Annotated in this window: 19 protein-coding genes, 2 pseudogenes and 1 riboswitch; of the genes and pseudogenes, 11 read left to right on the forward strand and 10 right to left on the reverse strand. The window is 55.4% G+C overall.

Annotation, left to right across the window (positions count from 1 at the left end; genetic code table 11):
* Positions 1–12: 12 nt before the first annotated feature.
* A complete protein-coding gene (locus HMCN_RS0106205) occupies positions 13–1701 on the reverse strand; it encodes an electron transfer flavoprotein-ubiquinone oxidoreductase (RefSeq protein WP_025916565.1) in 1689 nt (562 codons plus the stop codon).
* A 161-nt stretch (positions 1702–1862) separates the two neighbouring features.
* On the opposite strand from HMCN_RS0106205, the gene HMCN_RS0106210 reads away from it, so the two are divergent.
* Both HMCN_RS0106210 and HMCN_RS0106215 read left to right on the forward strand, forming a co-directional pair.
* Positions 1863–2639, forward strand: a complete 777-nt coding sequence (locus tag HMCN_RS0106210) for an SDR family oxidoreductase (RefSeq protein ID WP_025916566.1) — start codon at positions 1863–1865, stop codon at positions 2637–2639.
* 69 nt (positions 2640–2708) lie between these two features.
* Positions 2709–3089 carry a thioesterase family protein gene (locus tag HMCN_RS0106215; protein WP_238551978.1) on the forward strand — a complete coding sequence of 127 codons (381 nt, stop codon included), beginning with the start codon at positions 2709–2711 and terminating at the stop codon, positions 3087–3089.
* A gap of 3 nt (positions 3090–3092) precedes the next feature.
* Here HMCN_RS0106215 and HMCN_RS0106220 read toward each other — a convergent pair whose 3' ends face one another.
* Positions 3093–3653 carry a LuxR C-terminal-related transcriptional regulator gene (locus HMCN_RS0106220; protein ID WP_025916568.1) on the reverse strand — a complete coding sequence of 187 codons (561 nt, stop codon included), beginning with the start codon at positions 3651–3653 and terminating at the stop codon, positions 3093–3095.
* Positions 3654–3797: 144 nt separating this feature from the next.
* Here HMCN_RS0106220 and HMCN_RS0106225 point away from each other — a divergent pair, with 144 nt between their 5' ends.
* From HMCN_RS0106225 to ltrA, 3 genes and pseudogenes are all read left to right on the forward strand, one after another.
* Positions 3798–4508, forward strand: a complete 711-nt coding sequence (locus tag HMCN_RS0106225) for a CoA transferase subunit A (protein WP_025916569.1) — start codon at positions 3798–3800, stop codon at positions 4506–4508.
* 1 nt (position 4509) lies between these two features.
* On the forward strand, positions 4510–5160 hold the full coding sequence (locus tag HMCN_RS0106230; protein WP_025916570.1) for a CoA transferase subunit B: 651 nt from the start codon (positions 4510–4512) through the stop codon (positions 5158–5160).
* 463 nt (positions 5161–5623) lie between these two features.
* Positions 5624–6995 (forward strand): annotated as a pseudogene (gene ltrA / locus HMCN_RS17375) (group II intron reverse transcriptase/maturase).
* 292 nt (positions 6996–7287) lie between these two features.
* On the opposite strand, the gene HMCN_RS0106245 reads toward ltrA, so the two are convergent.
* The 5 genes and pseudogenes from HMCN_RS0106245 to msbA form a co-directional block, all read right to left on the reverse strand.
* Positions 7288–8178, reverse strand: a complete 891-nt coding sequence (locus tag HMCN_RS0106245; RefSeq protein ID WP_025916571.1) for an AEC family transporter — start codon at positions 8176–8178, stop codon at positions 7288–7290.
* A gap of 15 nt (positions 8179–8193) precedes the next feature.
* Positions 8194–9372 (reverse strand): diguanylate cyclase, encoded by a 1179-nt coding sequence (locus HMCN_RS0106250; RefSeq protein ID WP_025916572.1) that lies wholly within the window; start codon positions 9370–9372, stop codon positions 8194–8196.
* A gap of 233 nt (positions 9373–9605) precedes the next feature.
* Positions 9606–10649, reverse strand: a complete 1044-nt coding sequence (waaF, locus tag HMCN_RS0106255; protein ID WP_238551982.1) for a lipopolysaccharide heptosyltransferase II — start codon at positions 10647–10649, stop codon at positions 9606–9608.
* Positions 10650–10763 (reverse strand): annotated as a pseudogene (locus HMCN_RS18580) (alkylhydroperoxidase); the annotation flags it as partial.
* Between the two features lie 107 nt (positions 10764–10870).
* Positions 10871–12610: a lipid A export permease/ATP-binding protein MsbA gene (gene msbA, locus HMCN_RS0106265; protein ID WP_025916575.1), complete on the reverse strand. Its 1740-nt coding sequence runs from the start codon at positions 12608–12610 to the stop codon at positions 10871–10873.
* A gap of 999 nt (positions 12611–13609) precedes the next feature.
* Between msbA and HMCN_RS18585 the strand changes: the two genes are divergently transcribed.
* On the forward strand, positions 13610–14482 hold the full coding sequence (locus HMCN_RS18585) for a glycosyltransferase family 2 protein (RefSeq protein WP_238551986.1): 873 nt from the start codon (positions 13610–13612) through the stop codon (positions 14480–14482).
* Here HMCN_RS18585 and HMCN_RS0106280 read toward each other — a convergent pair.
* From HMCN_RS0106280 to dnaE, 3 genes are all read right to left on the reverse strand, one after another.
* Entirely contained in the window at positions 14445–15551 is a 1107-nt protein-coding gene (locus HMCN_RS0106280; RefSeq protein WP_025916578.1) for a glycosyltransferase family 4 protein, read from the reverse strand. The two genes, HMCN_RS18585 and HMCN_RS0106280, sit on opposite strands and share 38 nt — an antisense overlap.
* Positions 15552–15553: 2 nt before the next feature.
* The gene (locus HMCN_RS0106285) at positions 15554–16723 is read right to left on the reverse strand and encodes an O-antigen ligase (protein WP_155837435.1); all 1170 of its coding nucleotides are present in this window, start codon (positions 16721–16723) and stop codon (positions 15554–15556) included.
* 202 nt (positions 16724–16925) lie between these two features.
* Positions 16926–20384 (reverse strand): DNA polymerase III subunit alpha, encoded by a 3459-nt coding sequence (gene dnaE / locus HMCN_RS0106290; protein WP_025916580.1) that lies wholly within the window; start codon positions 20382–20384, stop codon positions 16926–16928.
* Between the two features lie 103 nt (positions 20385–20487).
* Here dnaE and HMCN_RS0106295 point away from each other — a divergent pair, with 103 nt between their 5' ends.
* The 5 genes from HMCN_RS0106295 to HMCN_RS18230 all read left to right on the forward strand — a co-directional run bounded on the left by HMCN_RS0106295 (position 20488) and on the right by HMCN_RS18230 (position 25048).
* Entirely contained in the window at positions 20488–21357 is an 870-nt protein-coding gene (locus HMCN_RS0106295) for a sulfurtransferase (protein ID WP_025916581.1), read from the forward strand.
* A 145-nt stretch (positions 21358–21502) separates the two neighbouring features.
* Positions 21503–22108: a glycerol-3-phosphate 1-O-acyltransferase PlsY gene (plsY, locus tag HMCN_RS0106300; RefSeq protein ID WP_025916582.1), complete on the forward strand. Its 606-nt coding sequence runs from the start codon at positions 21503–21505 to the stop codon at positions 22106–22108.
* Positions 22109–22281: 173 nt separating this feature from the next.
* Positions 22282–22389: riboswitch (ZMP/ZTP riboswitch) on the forward strand.
* Positions 22390–22515: 126 nt separating this feature from the next.
* A complete protein-coding gene (glyA, locus tag HMCN_RS0106305; protein ID WP_025916583.1) occupies positions 22516–23760 on the forward strand; it encodes a serine hydroxymethyltransferase in 1245 nt (414 codons plus the stop codon).
* Between the two features lie 143 nt (positions 23761–23903).
* Positions 23904–24368, forward strand: coding sequence for a transcriptional regulator NrdR (gene nrdR / locus HMCN_RS0106310; protein WP_025916584.1), 465 nt, complete (start codon positions 23904–23906; stop codon positions 24366–24368).
* Between the two features lie 113 nt (positions 24369–24481).
* Complete coding sequence (locus HMCN_RS18230; protein WP_051566809.1) at positions 24482–25048, forward strand: GspH/FimT family pseudopilin; 567 nt, start codon at positions 24482–24484, stop codon at positions 25046–25048.
* Positions 25049–25059: the final 11 nt, after the last annotated feature.

Below are 25059 nucleotides of genomic sequence, written 5' to 3' on the forward strand. Positions count from 1 at the left end.
TTTTATTGCACTTTACATATTGGCATAGTTTGGCCCGCCACCGCCTTCTGGTGTGACCCAGACGATGTTCTGGGTTGGGTCCTTGATGTCGCATGTTTTGCAATGCACGCAGTTTTGCGCATTGATCTGCAATTTATCTTCGCCGCTGTCTGTTTTGATGAACTCATATACGCCTGCAGGGCAATAACGAGCTTCAGGACCATCATATTTGGCCAGATTGATACGCACCGGTACCGTTGGATCTTTGAGCGTCAGATGAATGGGTTGATCTTCCGCATGATTGGTATTTGATATGAATACCGACGACAGGCGATCGAAGGTTAGTTTCCCGTCCGCTTTCGGATATTGAATGGGTTTGAATTCTGTTGCCGGGCGCAAACACTCATGATCGGCGTGCTTGTGGTGCAGCGTCCAGGGCGCCTTGCCACCAAATACTACCTGGTCGATCCCGACCAGAAGAGTCCCCATATACAAGCCTTTGCTCATCATGGGCTTGAAGTTGCGTGCCTTGTGCAACTCATCATGCAGCCAGGATTGTTCAAATCCGGTTTCATAAGCGGATAGTTCATCATGCTGGCGATTTGCACTTAATGCTTCAAATGCGGCGATTGCTGCCAGCATTCCTGTTTTAAGGGCCGCATGGCTGCCTTTGATGCGGCTTGCGTTCAGAAATCCGGCTTCGCAACCTATTAATGCCCCCCCCGGAAAGACCAACTTCGGCAGGGATTGCAAGCCGCCGGCCGTGATTGCACGGGCACCGTATGCGAGACGTCGGCCACCTTCAAAGAATTTGCGGATTTCAGGGTGCGTTTTATAACGCTGGAATTCTTCATAAGGCGACAAATATGGGTTCTCATACGAGAGGCCGACCACGTAACCGACCGCTACCTGGTTGTTTTCCATGTGATACAGAAATGAGCCGCCATAGGTTTGATTGTCCAGCGGCCAGCCGGCGGTATGAACCACTAGACCGGCTTTATGCAGGGCTGGATCAATTTCCCATATTTCCTTGATACCGATGCCGTAGGTTTGTGGATCCTTGCCTTTATTCAGGTCGAATTTTTGCATCAATTGCTTGCCCAGATGCCCGCGCGAGCCTTCGGCAAACAAGGTGTATTTTGCGTGCAACTCCATGCCGATCTGAAAGCTATCAGTTGGCTGGCCGGCACGATTGACGCCCATGTTACCGGTTGCTACGCCTTTCACCGAGCCATCCTGGTTATACAAGATTTCGGCGGCGGCAAATCCTGGAAAAACTTCGACGCCCAGGGTTTCGGCCTGTTGGCCCAGCCAGCGCACGACATTCGCAAGCGAAATAATGTAATTGCCATGATTCTGGAAGCAGCCGGGCAACAGCCAGTTTGGTGTTTTGTGGGCCTTGGTCTCGCTCAAAAACAGAAAACGGTCTTCACTGACCTCGGTGTTGAGTGGCGCCCCGCGCTCTTTCCAGTCTGGAAAGAGTTCCGTCATCGCTTGTGGATCCATGACGGCGCCTGACAGGATGTGGGCGCCCAATTCACCGCCTTTTTCCAGAACGCAGACCGATATCTCGGTACTTGCGGCTGCAGCAAGCTGTTTCAGCTTGATGGCCGCGGCCAATCCGGCGGCACCACCGCCGACCACGACCACGTCGTATTCCATTGCCTCACGGGGACCGTATTGCGCGATTATTTCTTGGTTTTGTATATTATTTTGTTCCATGTCCTTACCATCATAATTATAAATATCGAACGAGCGTTCTAATTAATGAGAATTTTGCAATAATTAGCGAGACACCGCAATCTAATCTCTGTGGATTCATGTCATGATCATATGAATTCGTTAGTAGAAGCGGTCATAAGATAAACCATCAGGAGCGATTCGTGGGCATTGAAGTTAATTTTGAAGGAAAAATTGCGCTAATTACCGGCGCATCGAGTGGTTTGGGTGCGCGTTTTGCAAAAATCCTGGCACAGGCAGGGGCGCAAGTGGTGCTGGCTTCACGCAGAATTGAGCGCCTGAAAGAGTTGCGTGCAGAGATTGAAGCGGAAGGCGGTGCGGCGCACGTGGTTAGCTTGGACGTGACCGATTACGCGAGTATCAAATCGGCAATTGCGCATGCTGAAACCGAAGCCGGGCCGATTGATATATTGGTCAATAACTCCGGTGTTTCCACCACGCAGCGCTTACTTGATGTGACGCCCGAGGATTATGCATATGTAATGGATACCAATCAGCGCGGAGCATTTTTTGTTGCGCAGGAAACCGCGAAACGGATGATTGCCCGCGCCAAGGGCGATCCCAAAAAACAGCATCGCATCATCAATATTGCTTCTGTCGCAGGTTTGCGCGTATTGCCGCAAATCGGGATTTATTGCATGAGCAAGGCAGCTGTCGTGCACATGACAAAATCGATGGCGGTGGAGTGGGGCAAGTACGGTATCAATGTCAATGCAATTTGCCCTGGTTATATTACGACGGAAATCAATGCTGAACATTTCGCCAGCGAAGAAGGGCAGAAGTTGATTAACCTGCTGCCACGCAAAAGAACCGGTTCACCTGAGGATCTGGATGGCTTGTTGTTGCTGCTTGCGGCTGAAGAGTCGCGTTTTATCAACGGCGCAGTGATTACTGCAGATGATGGCATGAGTGCCGCATAATCAGCTAATTCAGTTCACTTGATTTCTCGAATAAACATCATGCATAAAAAACTGGTTCATGCTGCGCGCATGCCGATCCGCTGGGGTGACATGGATGCACTGGGGCATGTCAATAATACGGTGTATTTTCGCTACTTGGAGCAGGCGCGTGTCGAATGGTTTGCGAGCATTGGCTGCGATCTGGATCCGGTTGCTGAAGGCCCTGTTATCGTCAATGCCCATTGCAGCTTCATCAAGCAACTGAAATATCCGGGCGAGATTGAGGTTCTGACCTACGTCGGGCCGCCAGGACGTTCAAGTTTTGAGACGGTTCAGGAAATCCGTCGTGTCGATGCAACGGATCAGATAGTTGCGCACGGCGGCGCCAAAGTTGTCTGGGTGCATTTCCCATCAGAAAAATCCACGCCCCTGCCGGATCGGTTGCGCCAGTTGCTGGCTGCCGCGGATTAACCTTCAACTGTGCACGTCGAGTAATTTCTGTACCAGTTCGCTTGAATTGGCGGCGTTGAGTTTGCGCATCAGCTTGGATCGGTACATTTCCACTGTGCGCGGGCTCAGGTCCAGCTGGCGGGCAATCAACTTGCTGGTTTTCCCTCCTACCAGCAGAGCCGATATCTCCCGCTCCCTAGGAGTAAATTCCACGGTGAGCGGCCGTTTGGTACTCATGTCTGCAAAAGTCCATATTCCGGCAGCATGCGGATCGTTGCGCAACAGCCCGCGTCCGGTCACGCGACACCAGAACAGTTCGTTATTAGCGCGCTTCATGATGCGTTCGTCAGAGTATTGCCCTTTTTCATTCATGATCGGGACGATGCGGGTTCCAGTGCGTTCGAATTCGCCTACTGTAGGATATAGCACCAGAAAGGACTGTCCAATCAGATCTTTAGCCGTGCATCCGAACATGCTGCAAAGCGCCTCGTTGCAAGACTGAATGATGCGATTTTGCGAAATGCACATCCCGACCGGTGCATACAGGAAGATTTTTTCATAATCGATAGGCAAATATGGAAACATGAGTATGGGTATTCCTTTGGCAGATTAAAACCGCGATTATCGTATTTTTACGGTATTGCGCCTTTGAATCCGGGGTCTTATGCTGTTGCGAGCGGTTATTGCCGCGATGGCGTCACGTCACATTACATCTTAAAGGGATTTTGTATGAACAAAGTTTATCCTGATGCCGCGACGGCACTGGCTGGCGTCGTCCATGACGGCCAGACTATTGCCGTTGGCGGCTTCGGCCTGTGCGGCATTCCCGAAGCACTGATAGCAGCTTTGCGGGATTCGGGTGTCAAGGAATTGACCGCCATTTCGAACAATGCCGGCGTCGATGGTTTCGGGCTGGGGCAATTACTGACCACCCGCCAAATCAAGAAAATGATTTCATCCTATGTGGGTGAAAACAAGGAGTTCGAGCGTCAGTACCTGGCCGGTGAACTGGCGCTGGAATTCACGCCGCAAGGCACTTTGGCAGAGAAATTGCGCGCCGGCGGATCCGGCATTCCTGCCTTTTTCACCAAAACCGGAGTCGGCACAATCGTCGCCGAAGGCAAGGAAATCCGCGAATTTGACGGCCAGCAATACGTAATGGAGCGCTCCTTGTCGCCGGATGTGTCGCTGGTGAAAGCATATAAAGCCGACAAGGCCGGCAATCTGGTGTACCGCAAGACTGCGCGCAACTTTAACCCAAATGTCGCGATGGCCGGCAAGATTACGATAGCCGAAGTCGAGGTATTGGTTGAAATCGGCGAAATCGATCCGGACGATGTGCACACTCCGGGGATCTTCGTGCACCGTATCGTCGTCAACGACACGCCCGAAAAACGGATTGAACAACGCACCGTTCGTGCGCAACAGGCAGGAGATTGAGATGGCATGGACTCGTGATGAAATGGCCGCGCGCGCGGCGCAGGAACTGCAAGACGGTTTTTATGTGAATCTCGGCATCGGTTTACCGACCATGGTGGCCAATCACGTGCCTGCAGGCATGGAAGTGTGGCTGCAATCCGAGAATGGATTATTGGGTATCGGTCCGTTTCCGACCGACGACGAGGTCGATCCCGACCTGATTAATGCCGGCAAGCAGACCGTAACGACCTTGCCGGGATCGTCGATTTTCAGTTCCGCGGATTCCTTCGGCATGATCCGGGGCGGCAAGATCAATCTGGCAATCCTGGGCGCGATGCAGGTCTCGGAGCACGGCGACCTGGCCAACTGGATGATCCCCGGCAAGATGGTCAAGGGCATGGGCGGCGCGATGGATCTGGTGGCCGGCGTCGGGCGGGTAGTGGTCTTGATGGAGCATGTGGCCAAGGCAAAAGACGGCACCGAGTCGCACAAGATCCTGCCGAAATGTAATTTGCCGCTGACCGGCGTGGGTGTGGTGAACCGGATCATTACCGACCTGGGTGTGATCGATGTGACGCCTGCCGGCTTGAAGCTGGTGCAGCTGGCTCCCGGCGTGAGCGCGGAAGAGATTCAGGGCAAAACCGGCGTTGCGCTGGACGTTACCGGACTTTGATGCATTAAGGTGCGGCAAGGGTAGCAAAGATAAAATGGGCTTCGGCCCATTTTTTTCTGCCATGTGCGCCCAGCATGGGCGCACTCCTGCGGGTGCAAGTCCCGCCGCGAGCTGACCACAGTGAGCGAAGTGAAGCGCAACTGCATGAGGGCAACCGAGTGCGGGAAGGAAGCGTGGAGCATAAGTCATGAGCCGATGGACAAGAATCGCATAAAAGGCGTTGCCGATCAGGGCGAGCGGGCATGGAACCGTGAAGCTCTTGTGGTCAAGGATCGGTGGCGTAAATGCGGCGGTTGTGTGATGAAGGAGTGCGGCCCTTACCTGGGGACGCCCCGCCTTGTGCCTGAAAGGGCGACGGTGAAAGCCGGAGCGGGGTCTCAGCAGAGGTCATAGTAGTCGGTGGTAGCGCCGGGAAGGCTCGACCCCGCCAACGAAGGACCGAACGAGTAGGAGTGAATCCGATATGTCGATGCAGAAAGCACAGCGTCAGATGTCCGCTAACGCGGGGCGGGAGGCCGTAGGTCAGGGTGAAGCCTTGGCTGTAACTTCCAGCGACGAAGCGTTCTGCCCGCGACATGCCACCGGAGACACGGGGTCGGCGCTGCTGCAAGCGGCGTTGACGACAGAGAACCTGCGGCGGGCGTTCAAGCGTGTGCGCGCCAATAAGGGAGCCGCTGGCGTGGATGGACTGGATATCAACCAGACCTCGCGTCATCTGGCGAGCGCGTGGCCGCGCATCCGGGAACAACTGCTGGCAGGGACGTACCGGCCCAGTCCGGTACGTCGGGTGACGATCCCGAAACCCGACGGTGGCGAGCGCGAGCTGGGCATCCCGACGGTCACGGATCGCCTGATCCAGCAAGCACTGCTACAGGTGCTGCAACCGATACTTGACCCCACCTTCAGCGAACATAGCTACGGCTTCCGTCCGGGCCGGCGTGCGCAAGGAGCGGTGTTGGCCGCCCAAGCGTACGTCCAGTCCGGTCTGCGGGTCGTGGTCGATGTTGACCTGTCGAAGTTCTTTGACCGGGTCAACCATGACGTCCTGATCGACCGTCTACGGAAACGCATCGACGACGCCGGAGTGATCCGGCTGGTTCGTGTTTATCTGAACAGCGGCATCATGGATCATGGAGTGGTGCAGTCGCGAAGCGAGGGAACGCCGCAAGGCGGCCCTCTCAGCCCGTTGCTCGCCAACGTGATGCTCGACGAGGTGGACAAGGAACTGGAACGGCGCGGCCATTGCTTCGCGCGCTACGCCGACGATGCGAACGTGTATGTGCGCAGCGTGCGGGCGGGCGAGCGAGCGGGTGATGGCGCTGCTGCGGCGCTGCTATGCCAAGTTGCACCTCGTGGTCAACGAAGGCAAAAGCGCGGTGGCCAGCGTCTTTGGCCGTAAGTTCCTCGGTTACAGCCTGTGGGTGGCGCGTGGGGGCGAAGTCAAACGCAAGGTGGCCGACAAGCCGCTGAAAACGTTCAAACAACGCATCCGGGAGCTGACCCGCCGTTCCGGCGGGCGCGGCATGTCGGAGGTGGTGGGAAGACTGCGCTCCTACATGCTGGGATGGAAGGGGTATTTCCAGTTGGCACAAACTCCCAAGGTTTGGCGCACTCTCGATGAATGGCTGCGTCACAGGTTGCGGGCTATCCAGCTCAAACACTGGAAGCGGGGAACCACCATGTATCGGGAGTTGCTGAATTTGGGGGCGTCGCCATCGGTCGCTAAGCAAGTGGCGGTTAATAGTCGTCGCTGGTGGCGCAATAGTGACAGGCTGCTTAAGACAGTGCTTACGATTGCCTACTTTGACCGGCTGGGCGTACCTCGCCTGTCTTGACCTCAACTTCTCGAACCGCCCGGTGCGGACCCGCATGCCGGGTGGTGTGGCAGGGGACCGGCCAGTTATTGGCCGCCCCTATGCCGATTGAAAACGGTGCATGCGAAAAATAGGCAAAGTGGTATTAATTCCCCTGCAAATTAAAGAATGTGAAAGCAGGAGTATGTTAAATATATTGGTTTTTCTGCGCATATTTAGGCGGGTATTAAAAATACAGGAATGTGTATATTTCTCAATGCAAATCCGGTGGGGGTGTTGCGGATCCATCAATAGCGCTGATTGGGCGCAGCTGTCAATGGACCAGTGACAGCCAGAGCGGCAGGCTCAGCGCTGAGAGCATGGTCCCGACCGAAATCAGGAATGCCACAAACGAACCGTTGCCGCCCAGCCGGCTGGCCAACACATAGGCGCTGGATGCGGTCGGCAGCGCGCAAAACATCACTGCCATTTGCAGTTGCAGCGGCGGCAGACGCAGCCAGCTGCCGAGCCCGAAAGCCAGCGCCGGCACCGCCAGCAATTTGACACCGATGAAATACGCTGCGATCCCTTTCGATGCATGCAGGCCGGACAGCCGCAAGCCGGCGCCGACCGCGATCAGCCCCAGCGCAATCGAGGCATTGCTCAGGCGCGCCAGCGTCGCACTCAGCACGTCCGGCAGCATCACGCCGGCCAGATTGCACAGCGTTCCGGCGGCAGTCGCCAGCAACAGCGGGTTTTTCGCCAATTCGCGCAGCAGGCCGCCATTATTGTGCACCAGCGCATGCACGGCCGCCATATTGCACAACGGTACTGCAAAGCCGATGATCAGCGCCATCAGTGCGGTACCTTGTTCGCCCGCCAGCCGCGACGCCACCGCCAGCCCGATGTAGGAGTTGAAGCGAAAGGCGGTTTGCACGCCCGACTCGAAAATCATCGGTTGCGACTGAAACAAGGTTTTTGCCAGCCAGCCCAGCGTGATACCGCCGCAACAGGCGGCCAGGCTCACCAGCAACAGATTGCCGGTGGCATGGAAATCAAACGGCGTGCGCGCGGTCGAATAGAACAGCAGTGCCGGAAACAGTATGAAATACACCAGACGGTCCACGCCCGGCCAGAAATCGTCGCCCCAGCGCATGCCGCGCTTGAGCAGAAAACCCAGAAAAATCAGGGAAAAATCGGGAAATAGCAGCGCGACTATCGACATGCGGCAATCAGCACTTCATCCATTCAGGGCAAGTATCTGCGCATCCCGGCTGAATATGCGATCACGACCGTTTTGTTTGGCCAGGTACATGCGCTGGTCGGCCAGATCGATCAATGCTTTCCAGTCGGCGGCGCTATCGGCGCTGCGCTCGGCGATGCCGATGCTGGCTGTCAGCGGTGTATTGTCGGGGCGCAGGCCGAAGCCGATGCTGCGCAACCGCAGCAGTGCCGCTTCGGCCTGGCTCAGATCGGTGTCAGGCATGATCAGCAGAAATTCCTCGCCGCCCCAGCGCGCCAGCAAGTCGCCACGGCGCAGATTGCTGCTGACATTGCCGGTCATGTCGCGCAGTGCCCGGTCGCCCGCTTCGTGCCCGAATTTGTCGTTGATGTTTTTGAAGTGATCCAGATCGATGAAGGCCACCGACAGTGCGGCATTGCTGCGGCTGGCGATGGTGAATTGCAATTCCAGCACCTCTTCACCGCTGCTGCGCGAAAAAACCCCGGTCAGCGGATCGCGGATGGCCTGGCGCACCAGCGCGATCATGAATGCCAGCTGGCTCATCCCGGCCAAAGTCGAGACGCTGGTGATCAGCACCAGCAGCCAGAAAGCGCCAGCGAACGAGGGCCAGTCGAGCGTAGTCCAGCGCAGCGAGCCGGCGATGGCCTGGGCGATCAGGATTGGACTGGCGATTATCAGATTCTCCAGCAGTGAGAGCGGAAAGATGGCCAGCCCGGCCAGCAGCACGAACGGCAGGAAAGCGTAGCCGGCGCCGATGGCGGCCGAGATGCCGTGCAATTGATAGTGGCCGAGTACTGTGGAAGAGGCGACATAAAAAACGGTAGGGATGGCAAATAGCAGCGCCATCGCGCGGTAAGCATCGAACAGGTTGCCGTTGGGCCGGTAATACAGCAGCAGGGTGGCGAAGGCCGCACATGTCAGCAACCGCATCAGGGCCAGATTCAGCCAGAGCGGGAACGGGAAAACCACCAGATCGACCAGGCTCCAGAGCGGCGTCAGCACCGCAAACAGGAATGCGAACAGGCGCACCCGGTTGACGACCATGGTGGCGCGGCGTCGCGTTAGCAAGCTCAGATGCTGGTGCGGAAATGCCAGCCAGCTCAGTTCAGCGTGTTTCAGCTCTCCCGGCATCAAGCCGGTCAGTCGTTGCCAGACGAAGTCTGTAAGGCGTTGCATGATCATTTTAGAGCTTTAGAGTGATTGCTTGTGTGTAAGGTTGTTAAAAATCATCTCACGATCTTAAGTCAGAAAGGGATTTTGTATTCACAAATAGATGTCAATTTACAATAAAACGACACACTTGCCGGCTTCGTTTGTCGTACTTGGCCGCTATTTGCGATTTATCTACATTTTCCCGGGTGTTCAGAATGGACTTGGAGGCGGCATACAATGTAAAAAAAGACACCGAATTATCTCGTTATCATGGCCCGCAGCGGCTTCCATACCATTTCCGGCGTCAAATTTTGCATGCAATTATGATGCCCGAGCGGGCATTCACGCTGCCGGCACGGCGCGCAATCCAGCTGCAGGGACAGCGATTGGGCGAGGTCGGAAAAAGGCGGCGCATGATCAGGGTCGGTCGGTCCATATAGCGCCACAACCGGCCGATTTAACGCCGAAGCAATGTGCAGCAGGCCTGAATCATTGCTCACCATGGCATCTGCGTATGCAATCAATGCGATGGCTTCATTAAGGGTAGTGACGCCGGCCAGACTGATCACTTTCGGTGCGAGCGCCACGATTTGCTCACAGATCGGTTGATCCTTGGTGGAGCCGAGCAGTGCGATTTGGGTGTCGGGATGGCGTTGCTGGATGGTTTGGGCTAATTGCGCAAAATGTCCGATCGGCCAGCGTTTGGCAGAACCGAATTCGGCACCAGGTGCAAAAACCAGCAATGGAAGATTCTGCTGCAGGCCAGTCCGAGCTATCGCTTGCTGTATTTGCAGGTCGGTGACAGACAAGGTTGGACGCGGCAGCGCCGATGGGTCCGGCACGCTGTGCGCAGGCGACGCTGCCAGAGCGGCATAAAAGGACACCATCGGGCGCGGCGCTTTACGATCATCCCGATGTATAACATTCAACAGGCCATAGCGCATCTCGCCACGGTATCCAATCCGCTGCGGAATGCGTGCCAGCCACGGGATCAGGGCAAATTTCAGCGTATTGGGCAATACATAGGCGCGCGCATAACCGCGCAATTTGAGCATACTTGCAAAAGCACGACGCTCCTGTAATTGCAGTGCACCATGCTTGAAAGGCGATTCAAGTACCGTATCGACTTCACGCATTGCGCGCCATACCGGTGCGACCCAGGTGGGCGCAAGCACATCAATCGGCTGGTGCGGATTCTGCTGCCGTAACAACTGCAGCAGCGGCTGCGCCATCACCGCATCACCGATCCAGTTCGGTGAAATGACCAGTGTGCGCGCTATGCTGTTTCCGAGAGTTGTCATTTATTTGCGCGGCACGCGCCCCATCAGGAAGAACGCACCATTGGGGCGGATCGAAATCACGTTGGCCATCCGGTTCGACAAGCCGGAAAATGCAGTGATCGCAGCGCTATCGAAGCCGGCTTTTTCCAGTATCTCCGGCATGATTTGCCGAATGTCGTCAGGCGCCTGGTGCAGATCCGGCAGCGGGAAGCGGGAGGTGAAAGTTTGAAGCGCTTGGCGATTCATTCCGCAGGCTCCTTGGCAAATTGTAAATGGTACAGATTGGCGTAAACGCCATTTCGTGCAAGCAGGTCGTGATGCGAGCCGACCTCCACGATATGGCCGTCAGCTAGGACCGCAATCCGACTGGCGCGTTCGATGGTGGATAGCCGATGCGCGATCACCAGCGTGGTGCGGCCCTGCATCAATTGATCCAGTGCCGCCTGCACCGCGCGTTCCGATTCCGAATCCAGAGCCGAGGTGGCCTCGTCCAGAATCAGGATCGGTGCGTCCTTGTAGATTGCTCGCGCAATCGCCAGCCGCTGGCGCTGACCACCGGACAGGCGCGAGCCGTTGTCTCCGATGTGGGTTTCCAGGCCTTGCGGCAAGCTCGCAATCACGTCATCCAGGTATGCTGCTTTGGCGGCGGTTTCGATGCGACTGCGATCCGGTGCTGCATCGCCATATGCAATATTTGCGGCAACCGAGTCGTCGAAAAGCACCACATGCTGGCTGACCATTGCAATCTGCGCACGCAGGCTGGTCAATGCAATCTGTTCGATGGGTACATCATCCAGACGAATTTCGCCGCTGCTGGCGGAGTAAAATCCCGGCACCAGATTGACCAGTGTCGATTTTCCGCCGCCCGACATGCCGACAAATGCAATGGTTTCGCCCGGCATCACGCGCAGATCGATGTGAGACAGCGCTGCTCGATTTTGATCGGGATAAGAAAAGCCCACATCGACAAAATCAAGTCTGCCTTCAGCCCGTGCTTGCAGTATCTTGCCGGTACTGCGTTCTGATGGAGCATCAATCAATTCAAACACGGACTCGGCCGCCGACAGGCCACGCTGCAGCGGGCCGTTGACTTCTGCCAAGTGCTTTAACGGAGTCAGCAGCATCAGCATTGCCGTTACAAATGAAACAAAGTCGCCTACTGTGGTCTGACCCTGGCCGGACTGAATCACTGCAATTACGATCACGATCGCTAATGCGCAGGAAGCCATGATCTGGGTAATCGGTACGGTCGCTGCAAATGTACTCGCCATCCGCATTGAGTATCTGCGCAGTTTTGTTGCACGCGCTTCAAAGCGATCGCCCTCATATTGATGACCGCCAAAAATCTTGATGACTTGCTGGGCGCGTGTGGTTTCCTCGATCACCTGCGTCAATTCGGCATTAATCTCCAGGTATTCCTGCGTCAATTTCCTCAAGCGTTTTCCCGTCAGGCGCACCACCAACGCAATCAGCGGCAACAACACCAGCGCAATTAGCGTCAAGCGCCAATTAATAAAGAGCAGATAACCAAGTAAGCCGAATACCGTCAAGGTGTCGCGGATCAGGGAGGTCAGCACGTTCCTGATCATGTCAATGATTTGCTGCACTTCGAACATCATGGCATTAATCACTCTGCCAACTGAATTATCCGCATAAAACCCTAACGGTACGTCCAGTATCCGATTGAACATCTGCTGCCGCAAATTGTTCAGGAGTCGCGTAGAAATCCAAGTCATCATGTAGCTGGTCGTGAAGGTCGATATTCCGCGCAAGACAAAAATACCAATGATAGCCGCCGGCACCATCCATAGCTGAAATGCGGGCTTGCCTGAAAAACCGTTATCGAGCAAGGATTTCATCATCGCAGCAAGCGTCGGCTCGGTTGCTGCGGTCAACATCATGCCGAGAAAAGCCAGTGTCAAACGCCCTTTATGGGGTAGTAATAGCAGAATAATCCGCTGTAAATGCGGAGATACAGTCATTATTAAACTCGCTATATGATTACCTGATTCCTGCGCAAACTGAATACGTCAGATCATGAAACCAAGTACCTACTATTTGTAGGTAAAAATTAGAGCCAAACCAAAGTTTTCGAAGGATATCATTTAAGCATCCTTACCTGGGGCGGAAACAAATGTTCATCAATCACATCAAACAGGATTGAACGCGGGGATTGACCATGTAGAGTATTTGGCAATGATTCGCTGTATGGAGTATCGGTACTTTACCTTCTTGCCTGATCCTACAGACACCTCGCTAGAAGAACAAATCAATGCACCTCCATAATTTTCCATCCAATCTATTGACGCTTACAATCTCGCCAAGAACAAGGGCTAATATAGACAGAATGATTATTCCTGTGATTAGCTGTTGCGAGTTGCTCCTATCAATGAACCCGGCAATAAAAATATATTTTCCATCGCACTCACCAAGAGGACTACCGATAGAAATCATCTCGCTATGCAGCTGATGGAGGGCTGCGGGCACGAGTGTATTCCATAGGCTTCAACCCATCATTCAATTCCCGCGCTGTTGGTCACCAACGGTCGCCAACTTCAGCGTGAAGACCAGATAGGCCAACACCACAAATCTTAGCCCCTACAGGGGAGAAAGAAGCTGCGAAAAGCAACAATTGGGGAGCAAGGCGCTGTGATGCGTTTTTCAAAATTGGACATAAAACTTAAGTATCCAGTAATTCTGAAGCGACATGATTATATGTGACAATGCGAACCCGAAGCGACTCGATCTAATCAATGTCGCTATATACGTTACGTCTCTGGCGACTTAAACACACCCGATACCCTATAATCCCAGCAGAAAAATTGAGGCATCAACTCAATCAGGGCAAGTAGCGACCGGATTGGCGCGTGCGGCCAGTATCAGCGTCATCGCGACGGCTGACCGGTGCGGTTCCGGTACGATAAAAGTGTGTACTAGCTACTGTCTTTGCCCCTGCAATAATTCTGACTGAAGGCTTGATCTTGAAAAATGACATGTTGATATCGGTGATTGTCACCACTTATAATCGTCCCGATGCGCTGTCTGCAGTGATTCAAGCATTGCTAGATCAAACCGATATGAATTTCGAAGTCGTTATCGCAGATGATGGTTCATCAGAGCCGACGCGGGAAATGATTCGTTCATTTCAGCGGTCTGCGATAAGAAAAGGTCTTAAAAGGATCATTCATGCTTGGCAACCAGACAATGGATTCAGGGCTTCCGCAGCGCGCAACCTAGGTGTCTTTGCATCGCACGGAGACTATCTTATTTTTCTTGATGGGGATTGTTTGCCGCGACCTGACTTTGTGGAGCGCCATCGATTAATTGCAGAAACAAACTTCATGGTTTCCGGTAGTCGCGTACTTTTATCCGAAAAATTTACGAATAAGTTGTTGACGGGAGCCCAACCGATTGCAGTCTATGCTCGCGGTTTTCTGTATTGGCTGGCACAGCGTCTGGCGGGAAACGCCAACAAAATTGTGCCTCTAATCCATCTGCCTGACAGCCGGATGCGACACTACCGCACTGTCCGCTGGAGCCGTATTAAAAGCTGCAATCTTGCGATCTGGAGAAATAATTTCTCAGCAGTTAATGGCTTCGATGAAAGCTTCGTCGGATGGGGCCATGAAGATGCTGATCTGGTGTTGCGTCTTGCCCGTCATGGCGTCAGGCGCAAAGGCGGAGCATTTTCTACCGAAGTTTTCCACTTATGGCACAAGGAAAATACTCGTGCCAGCGAATCTAAGAATCGGCAGCGCGTTGAAGAACGGATGAAAAGCGGCGTCACTAAAGCGACCATCGGCTTATCTGACCACCCTAAGGATGAAGAGCGGGTCGAGTCTGGCTTCGAATAATATCAAGGACCTGTTCTGCGACATTGCCCCAGGTAAAAGACTTAGCATAAGCGAGATTGGCGGTACTTACCTCCGCCCAATATGACGGATCTTCAAACTTCGTGATTTCGTTCGCCCATGAAGATTGATCAAGAAAATTGGCATAGCGCGGGTGATCATGAGCCCATGTTCTAATACTGGGTAAATCATGCGTGATGACGGGAACTCCTGCCGCCATTGCCTCCAGAATGGTCAGCCCAAAGCTTTCAAGATCAGTCGGATGAAGCAAGAGAAAAGAGTGCTGCAAAATGCCTGCCACGTCCTCTTGCCGCTTCTTGCCATGCAAAGTCATGTGACGCGATGTTCCATATTTCACTGACAGTACTTCAAGCAAAGGACCATCACCCACGATATCCAGGTGATAACCTCGTTCCGCAAGTCCACTTTCTGCAAAAAAATCTGCCAGCCAGTCGATATGTTTGCTTTTGTCCAAGCGTCCGATATAAACAAGCCTCTTTGTTTCCGGATAGACCGATACTCGGTCGGAAAAGAACGTGGAATCGACGCCTAATGGCAAGGATGGAATAGTGATGCCCCAGCGTTTTTTGGTTCTTGGCGCTGCCCGATAGCCAAAAAAGAAAACCTTAGTCGCAGGAACACGTTTGAAAAATCTCCTGAGCGATACCCCGGGCAAAAAATGTATGCAACGATCTTGAAGCGAAGGATGTCGTCTGGCGAGCAAATACGCATCTGCCTCATAAAACGTGGCGATGCAATCATATTGCGACAAATCCAGCTGGCTCTGCGCGAGTGACCTGAAGAAACTATAGCTTTCTATTTTAAAGCGGCTAGTCATCAGGATCTTGCTGAGTAGCTGGTTAAGCCGTAAATCGCGCCCGACAAAGGGAATAGTGAGTAGTTCAAACCCTTCCGCATGAATCAAGTTCCTCTTTTCCTGGCCAATATCGCCGCTCAGTACGGTGAGCTGAACTTGGTCCTTTAAGCACTGGCTGAGTTGGCTTACGACAGTCTCTGTGCCGCCAATGTAACAAGCAACAGTTGGGCAAATAAACAGTACCTTTAACATCATTGCTAGGGATTCTTTCCGTTATGTCTTGAGGTATACAAAAGGCCGCCCTGCAATCCGATGAAAAGCATGAACAGAGCATGGCTAGCCGTACCCATGACCATTGTGTTCGTGAAGCTACCCAAGACACCAATCACAGCAAAAACAAATACGACTGCGCCTTCAAGAGACTGGCGATTCGCCCACCCTGTCCACACCAATGCGGCGTACAGCCAAATCAAGGCCGCTAGTCCTATGACGCCATAACTGGATGCATAAAACAAGAAAGCGTTGTGCGGCTCGAGAAAGGCTGCAGCCTCCGCTGATCTGGGGTGATTCACCCAAGCGTGCCGGAATCCCGACGGTCCAGCGCCAATAATCGGATTTTCGAGAAAGACATTCCAGGCGGTACTCCACATGTCGAAACGATAACCAAGAGAGGTTTGCGTCTCGTTTTTCTGGAACAGTTGAAGGTCGTTGACGCCGGCTTGAATTCTGCTCCGCACCATGGGGGACATCACAAGGATCGAGCTTGCGATCAAGCACATCGCAATAATTTTGGCGCGATTTTTCTGTTTAAGAATATTGGTGAAAATCAATGGAAACAGGACAACCACGGCCAATATGCCGCTGCGTCCTTCGCCCAACATCAGCCCTAGGAAAAAAAGGCACATTCCGATCAGATAGAGTCGTTTTCTGCTTCTATGACTATCATGTTTGTATAAGATGGAAAGCAGCACAATTGCCGTGGCGAGGAATTGAGAAAAAAGGATAGAATTACCCAATGCAGAAGGCTTGCTGCCAGTTGTCAGCCAGCCTGCCATATGGATCATTGCGTAACAGAAAGCAATGAACACGCCACACAGAAATGCGCGTAGCCATGGAAGGATAGGCATTTGGCTTGCGGCTAAAAACGTGACGAACGCCAGAATCCAATAATAGCTAAGCCCCAGTTTAGCGAGACCCAGGTTCAGATCCTCATGAACAAACAAGGACAACCATGGCAAGACACACAAAATCAGAGCAGGCATTACCCATGGAAGTGTGCGCCATGACTGTTTTGCCCTTACGAAATACCCGCTTGCGATAAAAAGTAAAAATGCTGCCAGCAGCGAGGCGAACATCAGTGGTTTTGAAACCGGTAAAAAAAAGAAAGCGGCGCAAAAAGCAGTTTCTGTTGCGGTTTTAAATTTCAACTAGCTATCTCTCGGAGTTGAATCCAGGAAGCGCAATATGGAACGCGGTTTCTGGCTAAATAAATTTGTCAAAACAGGGTTAATCACTACCTGAAGGGGGGGCTCAATATCATCCCTTTCAAGACTTTTAGATGCGGATTTCATCAATGAACATGATGGCTTCCGTCAAATTGCCCATTATTACACCGACTCAAGATTACGCTCAATACTCAACGCCGACACTATCCTCGCCAAACCATTCCAGCAACGATTGCGTCAATGCATCGACAGGCGATACGCGCCACGCGTCGGCGAGTCGAATCTCGCAACCTATACCCTGCCGCGTGTAGCGCATACTGAGCGGCAAGCCAGTTTCGCAACGATACGGCGACAACAGACTCTTGATCTGTGTTGTGTCCATGCTTGCCGACAACGATAGCAAATATTGCTTGCCGAACTGTATTCTACAAGCTGCAATATCCATCACCCTCTCGGCCGTAATTCGCAACCCGCCGGAAAAACGGTCTTCCGACACCTTGCCGTGCACTGCCAGGAATTCGTCTTCCTTGAACAGCGCCTTGTTGGCGTCATAAATTTCGTTGTACACGGTCACATCCACGGTGGCGCTGCCGTCATCAAGGGTGACGATGACCATCTTACCGCGCTGGGTCATCTGGGTGCGCAGCGCCGCGATCACGCCGGCCATCAGTTTCGGCTCGCGCGACGGTTCCAGGTTGACAAGTTTGGAGCGTGCGAACTGGCGCGCTTCGGCCGCATACGCGTTGAACATGTGGCCGGACAGATAAAAGCCGAGCGCAGCCTTTTCCTCGGTCAGCTTCTGCTTGTCGCTCCAGGGCGCAACCTTGACGTACTCGGGCGGCGCGGCCAGGTCGCCGTCATCGTCGCCGAACAGGCTGACCTGGTTGATCGACGCCAGCGCCTGCTCGGCCGCGTCCATCGCGCGTCCGACCGAGGCCAGCAAAATCGCCCGGTCGACCTGGAAGCAGTCGAACGCGCCGGCGCGGATCAGCGACTCGATGGTGCGGCGGTTGATCTGGCGCTTGTCCACCCGCAGGCAGAAATCGAACAGGTCGACGAACGGCGCTTCCTTGCGCGCGGCGACGATCGCCTCGATCGCATTCTGGCCGGAGCCCTTGACCGCGCCCAGGCCGTAGCGGATGAAGGCGGCCTTCTTGCCCGGCTCGCGTTCCGGCGTGAAGCGGTAGTCGGACAGGTTGATGTCGGGCGGCAGCAGCGTCAGGCCGCAGACATCGAGCGCGTCTTCGACCAGGATCTTGATCTTGTCGGTGTCGTCCATCGCCAGCGACAAGTTGGCGGCCATGAAGGCGGCCGGATGGTGCGCCTTCAGGTAGGCGGTGTGGTACGACAGCAGGGCGTAGGCGGCGGCGTGCGACTTGTTGAAGCCGTAGCCGGCGAACTTTTCCATCAAGTCGAAAATCTCGTCGGCCTTCGCTTCCGACAGGCCGTCCTTGGCGGCGCCGTCGCGGAAGATCTGGCGATGCTCGGCCATTTCCTCGGCCTTTTTCTTACCCATCGCGCGCCGCAGCAGATCGGCGCCACCGAGCGAATAGCCGCCGACCACCTGCGCCATCTGCATCACCTGCTCCTGATACACCATGATGCCGTAGGTCTCGGACAGGATGCCCTCGGTGCGCGGGTCGGGGTAATCGAAGCGTTCGCCGTGCTTGCGCTTGCAGAAGTCCGGGATCAGGTCCATCGGCCCCGGCCGGTACAGCGCCACCAGCGCGATGATGTCCTCGAAGCGGTCGGGCCGCGCATCCTTCAGCATGCCCTGCATGCCGCGGCTTTCCAGCTGGAACACCGCGACCGTCTTGGCGGCGGTCAGCAGTTCGTAGGCGGCGCGGTCGTTCAGCGGCAGTTTCTCCAGGCTGAAATCGGCCAGCGCCGGGTCCAGCTGCTTGATGTAGCGCACCGCCCGGTCCAGGATCGTCAGCGTGGTCAGGCCCAAAAAGTCGAACTTGACTAGCCCGACCGCTTCCACGTCGTCCTTGTCGTACTGCGACACCACGCCGGAATCGCCGCCCTGCGTATACAGCGGGCAGAAATCGGTCAGCTTGCCGGGCGCGATCAGCACGCCGCCGGCATGCATGCCGATGTTGCGGGCGATGCCTTCGACCTGCTGCGCCAATTCCAGCAGCTGTTTGACCTCTTCCTCGTTTTCCAGCCGCTCGGCCAAGAGCGGCTCTTCCTTGATCGCGTCGGCAATCGTCACGTGCTTGCCCGGCTTGAACGGGATCAGCTTGGATACGCCGTCGCAGAAGTTGTAGCCGAAATCGAGCACGCGGCCGACGTCGCGGATCGCGCCCTTGGCCGCCATGGTGCCGAAAGTGGCGATCTGCGACACCGCATCCTTGCCGTACAGATCCTTGACGTGCTGGATCACGCGGTCGCGCCCCTCCTGGCAGAAGTCGATGTCGAAATCGGGCATCGAGACCCGTTCCGGGTTCAGGAAGCGCTCGAACAGCAGGTTGTAGGCCAGCGGATCGAGGTCGGTAATCAGCAGCGAATAGGCGACCAGCGAACCGGCGCCGGAGCCGCGCCCGGGGCCGACCGGCACCCCGTTTTCCTTGGCCCAGCGGATGAACTCGGCGACGATCAGGAAGTAGCCGGGAAAGCCCATCTTGATGATGGTGTCGGTCTCGAACTTCAGCCGGTCTTCGTAGCGGGCGCGCTGCTGTTCGCGTTTTTCCTCATTCGGATACAGCTGCAGCAGGCGGTTCTCCAGCCCGGCCCTGGCTTCCGCCACCAGGAATTCACCGATCGTCATGCCGTCCGGGGTCGGGAAATCCGGCAGCTGCGGCTTGCCCAGTTCCAGCGTCAGGTTGCAGCGCTTGGCGATTTCGACCGAATTCTGCAGCGCCGCCGGCAGGTCGGCGAACAGCGCCGCCATCTGCTCCTGGGTCTGGAAGCATTGCAGGTCGTTGAAGCGCTTGATGCGGCGCGCATTGGCCAGCATCTCGCCTTCGGCGATGCAGGTGCGCGCCTCGTGGGCGATGAATTCCTCTTTCGACAGGAACTGGATCGGGTGCGTGGCCACCACCGGCAGCTGCAGCTTGGCCGCCAGGGCGACCGCCTGGCGCACGTGGGCGTCCATGTTCGGCTGCCCGGCGCGCTGGATCTCGATATAGAAATGGCCGGGGAAAATTCCGGCCCACTGCCGCGCATGGCGCTCGGCGGCGGCCAGGTTGCCGTTGTCGATGGCCTGGCCGACATTGCCGAAATGGGCGCCGGAAAGGGCGATCAGGCCCGGCGGTGTGCCGTCCTGCTGCAGCGCCTGCAGCCATTCGGTGCGGATTTCGGCGCGGCCGCGGTGCTGGTTGGTCAGCCAGGCCTTCGACAGCAGTTCGCACAGCTGCAGGTAGCCGGTGCGGTTCTTGACCAGCAGCAACAGGCGCGACGGCTTGTCGCGCTCGTCGTCGTTGCTGATCCAGACATCGCAGCCGATGATCGGCTTGATGCCCTTGCTGCGCGCGGCCTTGTAGAATTTGACCATGCCGAACAGGTTGGCCAGGTCGGTCAGGGCCAGCGCCGGTTGCAGGTCTTTTTTGGCGGCCGGGATGATGTCGTCGAGCCGGACCAGGCCGTCGACGATGGAATACTCGGAATGCAGGCGAAGATGGATGAATTGCGGTGTAATCATGGCGGTATTTTACCCGCTGGCGGGTCTTGTCTCAGCCTTGCCTGAGTCTTGACAAAGAGCCGTTTATAATAGCGGCCATCATTTCTTTAGCGAAAATTGCACCATGCAGTCCACATCCCAGTTCGTCAACATCGCCGGCTACAAATTCGTCACCTTTGACGATGCGGCTGAAAAGCGCGGTGAATTTCGCGCATTGTGCGCGCAATTGGAATTAAAAGGCACCATTCTGCTGACGCCGGAAGGAATCAACCTGTTCCTGGCCGGCACCCGGGCAGCGATCGACCAGTTCCTGGTCTGGCTGCGTTCCGATGGCCGCTTTGTCGACTTTCACGTCAAGGAAAGCACTTCGGCAGAGCAGCCGTTCACCAAGCTGCTGGTCAAGCTGAAGCGCGAAATCATCACGATGAAGATGCCGCTGATTAAGCCGGAGCAAGGCCGCGCCCCGTTCATCGAGCCCAAAACCCTGAAGCGCTGGCTCGATTGCGGCCATGACGACGCCGGCCGCCCCGTAGTAATGATCGAAACCCGCAATGCGTTCGAGGTTGATGTCGGGACTTTCAAAAATACCATCGACTACCGGATCAGCAAGTTCAGCGAATTCCCGGAGGTGATCGCCGCCCACAAGAACGAGCTGGAGGGCAAGACGCTGGTGACCTTCTGCACAGGCGGCATCCGCTGCGAAAAGGCCGCGATCCACATGCAGAACATCGGCTTCGACAGCGTATACCAGCTCGACGGCGGCATTTTGCAGTATTTCGAGGATGTCGGCGGCGACCATTACGACGGCGAATGCTTCGTGTTCGACTACCGCACCGCGCTCAATCCGAAGCTGGAACCGACCGCCACCACCCAGTGCTTCGCCTGCCGCGCAGTGGTTACGCCGCGCGAGCAACTGGCGCCGGAATACGTGCCGGGGAAATCCTGCCCGCATTGCTGCAAGGCAGGCGCGGTGCCGTCCGACAGCGCACCCTGAGCCGATTGCGGCAACAGAAAAAAATACAGTGGCATGTATTTTCTTGTTGCCGCATATAAATCATGCAGTAATTGCTACATATTTTCATATACCCCATGTTTTTTCGTCTTCCTGCGGATGAAAATGCGCGCACCAGAAAGAACCCATGAATAGCATCCTGTTTGCAATCGCCGCCTATCTGATTGGTTCGATTTCCTTTGCGGTGGTGGTGAGCAAACTGCTCGGGCTGAACGATCCGCGCAGCTACGGCTCCGGCAATCCCGGCGCGACCAATGTGCTGCGCAGCGGCAACAAGGCGGCGGCGCTGCTGACCTTGCTGGGCGATTGCGCGAAAGGCTGGCTGGCGGTCTGGCTGGCGTATCGCTTCGGGCCGCAGTACGGAGTGGGCGAGGGCGGCATCGCGCTAGTGGCGCTGGCGGTTTTCCTCGGGCATCTGTGGCCGGTGTTCTTCCGCTTTGTCGGCGGCAAGGGCGTCGCGACCGCGCTGGGCGTGCTGCTGGGGGTGAGCGGCTGGCTCGGTCTGGCAACCATGATCACCTGGCTGGTGGTCGCCTATGCGTTCCGCTACTCGTCATTTGCGGCGCTGATCGCTGCGGTATTCGCCCCGTTTTACTACGGCTTGATGTTCGGCGTCGACGCGATCCTGTTCGCGGTGTTGGCGATGAGCGCGCTGCTGGTGTTTCGCCACCGCCAGAATATCGCCAAGCTGCTGGCCGGCAAGGAAAGCCGGATCGGCGGCAACAAGAAATAGTGGCAATTATTTAACTGATGTTGCGTACGGTCATAATTTGAAAGACATCGGCACGAACGGCTCGAGCACAATATGCAATATTTAAATAGCGCAGCTGCAACCGTACTTGCCACTGCTGAAAACTTGCGGTGGCTTGCTGAAATTTTCTCCTTACCTTACAATTTGCCCACCATTTCATCTCACGTGACTGGCGAAAAGCCGGAAGGATATACTTCCGGCGACAAGGTGGGCATCCACCGGGGAACGTGGGAATTCTTCAGCCGTTCGCCTGGGCAGCCCAAAATGGAGCGCACGACTGAGGCTGTCCGTTATTTGCATATTCCCGCAATGGCTTCCTCGATCGACCCAAGTAAAAACGCTTTGCAGCTTATTTGCATACTTTTGCACATTTATCGATAGGAATCCGCATGTTCTCCAAAGACCATACCCTCGCCAATGTCGACCCTGAATTGTGGGCCGTGATCCAGAAGGAAAACGTTCGCCAGCAAGAGCACATCGAGCTGATCGCGTCCGAAAACTACACTTCGCCGGCCGTGATGGAAGCGCAAGGCTCGCAGCTGACCAATAAATACGCGGAAGGCTATCCCGGCAAGCGCTATTACGGCGGCTGCGAATTCGTCGATGTCGCCGAGCAACTGGCGATCGACCGCATCAAGCAGTTGTTCGGCGCCGAAGCAGCCAACGTCCAGCCGAATTCCGGCTCGCAAGCCAACCAGGGCGTGTTCTTTGCGGTGCTGAAGCCGGGCGACACCATCATGGGCATGTCGCTGGCCGAAGGCGGCCACTTGACCCACGGCATGGCGCTCAACATGTCGGGAAAGTGGTTCAATGTGGTCTCCTACGGTCTGGATGCCAAGGAAGAGATCGACTACGACGCGATGGAACGTCTGGCGCGCGAACACAAGCCGAAGCTGATCATCGCCGGTGCATCGGCCTACGCACTGCGCATCGATTTCGAGCGTTTCGCCAAGATCGCCAAGGAAATCGGCGCCTATTTCATGGTTGACATGGCGCACTATGCGGGCCTGATCGCCGCCGGCGTCTATCCGAATCCGGTGCCGTTCGCCGATTTTGTCACCTCCACCACGCACAAATCGTTGCGCGGCCCGCGCGGCGGCTTCATCCTGATGAAGGCCGAGCATGAAAAAGCCATCAACTCCGCGATCTTCCCCGGCATCCAGGGCGGCCCGCTGATGCACGTTATCGCCGGCAAGGCAGTCGCCTTCAAGGAAGCGCTGGCGCCGGAATTCAAAGTTTATCAGCAGCAAGTCGTCAAAAACGCCGATGCGTTGGCAAAAGCCTTGATCGCGCGCGGCCTGCGCATCGTCTCCGGCCGTACCGAAAGCCACGTGATGCTGGTCGACCTGCGCGCCAAGAACATCACCGGCAAGGCCGCCGAAGCATTGCTCGGTTTGGCACATATCACCTGTAACAAGAACGCGATTCCGAACGATCCGGAAAAACCTTTCGTTACTTCCGGCATTCGCCTTGGCAGCCCGGCCATGACAACTCGCGGTTTTGGTGAAGTGGAAGCGACCAAGGTCGGCAACCTGATCGCCGACATGCTCGACAATCCGAACGACGCTGCCACCATCGAACGCGTGAAAGCCGAAGTCAAGAAGCTGACCGACGCCTTCCCGGTTTATGCCTGACCGGCTCAGCCGGGCAAGCACGCAGTAATCCTGCAAAGGATGCGCTGCTGAAACGATCGACGACTTCCCCGAAATTTTCGGGGAAGTCGTTTGCACATACAGGATACAAAGCATACAGCAGCATCTTCCGATCCAAGGCCATCATGAAATGTCCATTTTGCCATCACGAAGACACCCAGGTCCTCGACACCCGCGCATCGGAAGAGGGCGATTCCATCCGCCGTCGCCGTCGCTGCGCCAAATGCGACAAACGCTTCACCACCTATGAGCGGATCGAGCTCACGATGCCGGTCATCGTCAAGAAAAACGGCAGCCGGGTTGAGTTCGCCGCTGCCAAGTTGCGTGCCAGCTTGATGCTGGCGCTACGCAAACGTCCTGTTTCTGCCGAACTGGTGGATGTCACAATCAGCCGCATCGAACAGAAAATTCTCTCTCTTGGAGAGCGGGAAATCAGTTCGCAACGCATCGGCGAATACATCATGGAAGAATTGAAACGGCTCGATAAAATCGCCTATATCCGCTTCGCCTCGGTGTATCGCAGCTTCGAGGATGTCGCCGAATTCCAGAACGTGATCGCAGAAATCGCCAGCGGCAGCGACAAAAAGTAAGCGTCCCAATTACCGCAGGCTTCCCGGAATAGCCATTCCATTGACAATAATGGTTGTTAAATTGTCAGCGTGATTGTATGGTTTGCCTAAATGCAATATTTAGGGAGATCGTAATGCCCGTTGCGAAGCCTTTTACATTGATGCAAAACCGAATCCATCACGGTTTTACGCTGATCGAATTGACCGTCACCATTGCAATCGCGGGCGTTTTGCTCGCAGTCGGTGTTCCATCGATGCGAAATTTGATAATGGAAACCCGGCTGACCGGTCATGTGAATCAGTTCATAGCAGCGGCAACTTTTGCGCGTTCGGAAGCGATCAAGCGCGGCAGGCCGGTCACGATATGCCGCAGCGTCAATGCCGAATCCGGTACCGACAAATGCATTACAACCGCAAGCGGGGATTATGGCAGCAGCGACTGGGGTTCCGGCTGGATAGTGATCGTGCCCAGCGAAAATCTGGTGCTGCACCGTCAGGGTGTCTTGCCGGCCAAGGTCTATGTCGCCGCCAATCCTTCCACATTGCGATCAATCACTTATAACAGCTTTGGCGGCCCGGTGGGAGCGTTGGCGGGAGCCAGGCTCGTCTTTAGCTACGATGGGGAGTTCGATCGCGCTGTTTGCATCAACCGGGCCGGGCGCATCAGAGTCGTCCTTGATTCCGTCACGTGTCCGACATAAGGCGTCGCCCG

This window comes from Herminiimonas sp. CN (genome assembly GCF_000622895.1).
GTDB lineage: Bacteria > Pseudomonadota > Gammaproteobacteria > Burkholderiales > Burkholderiaceae_D > AVCC01.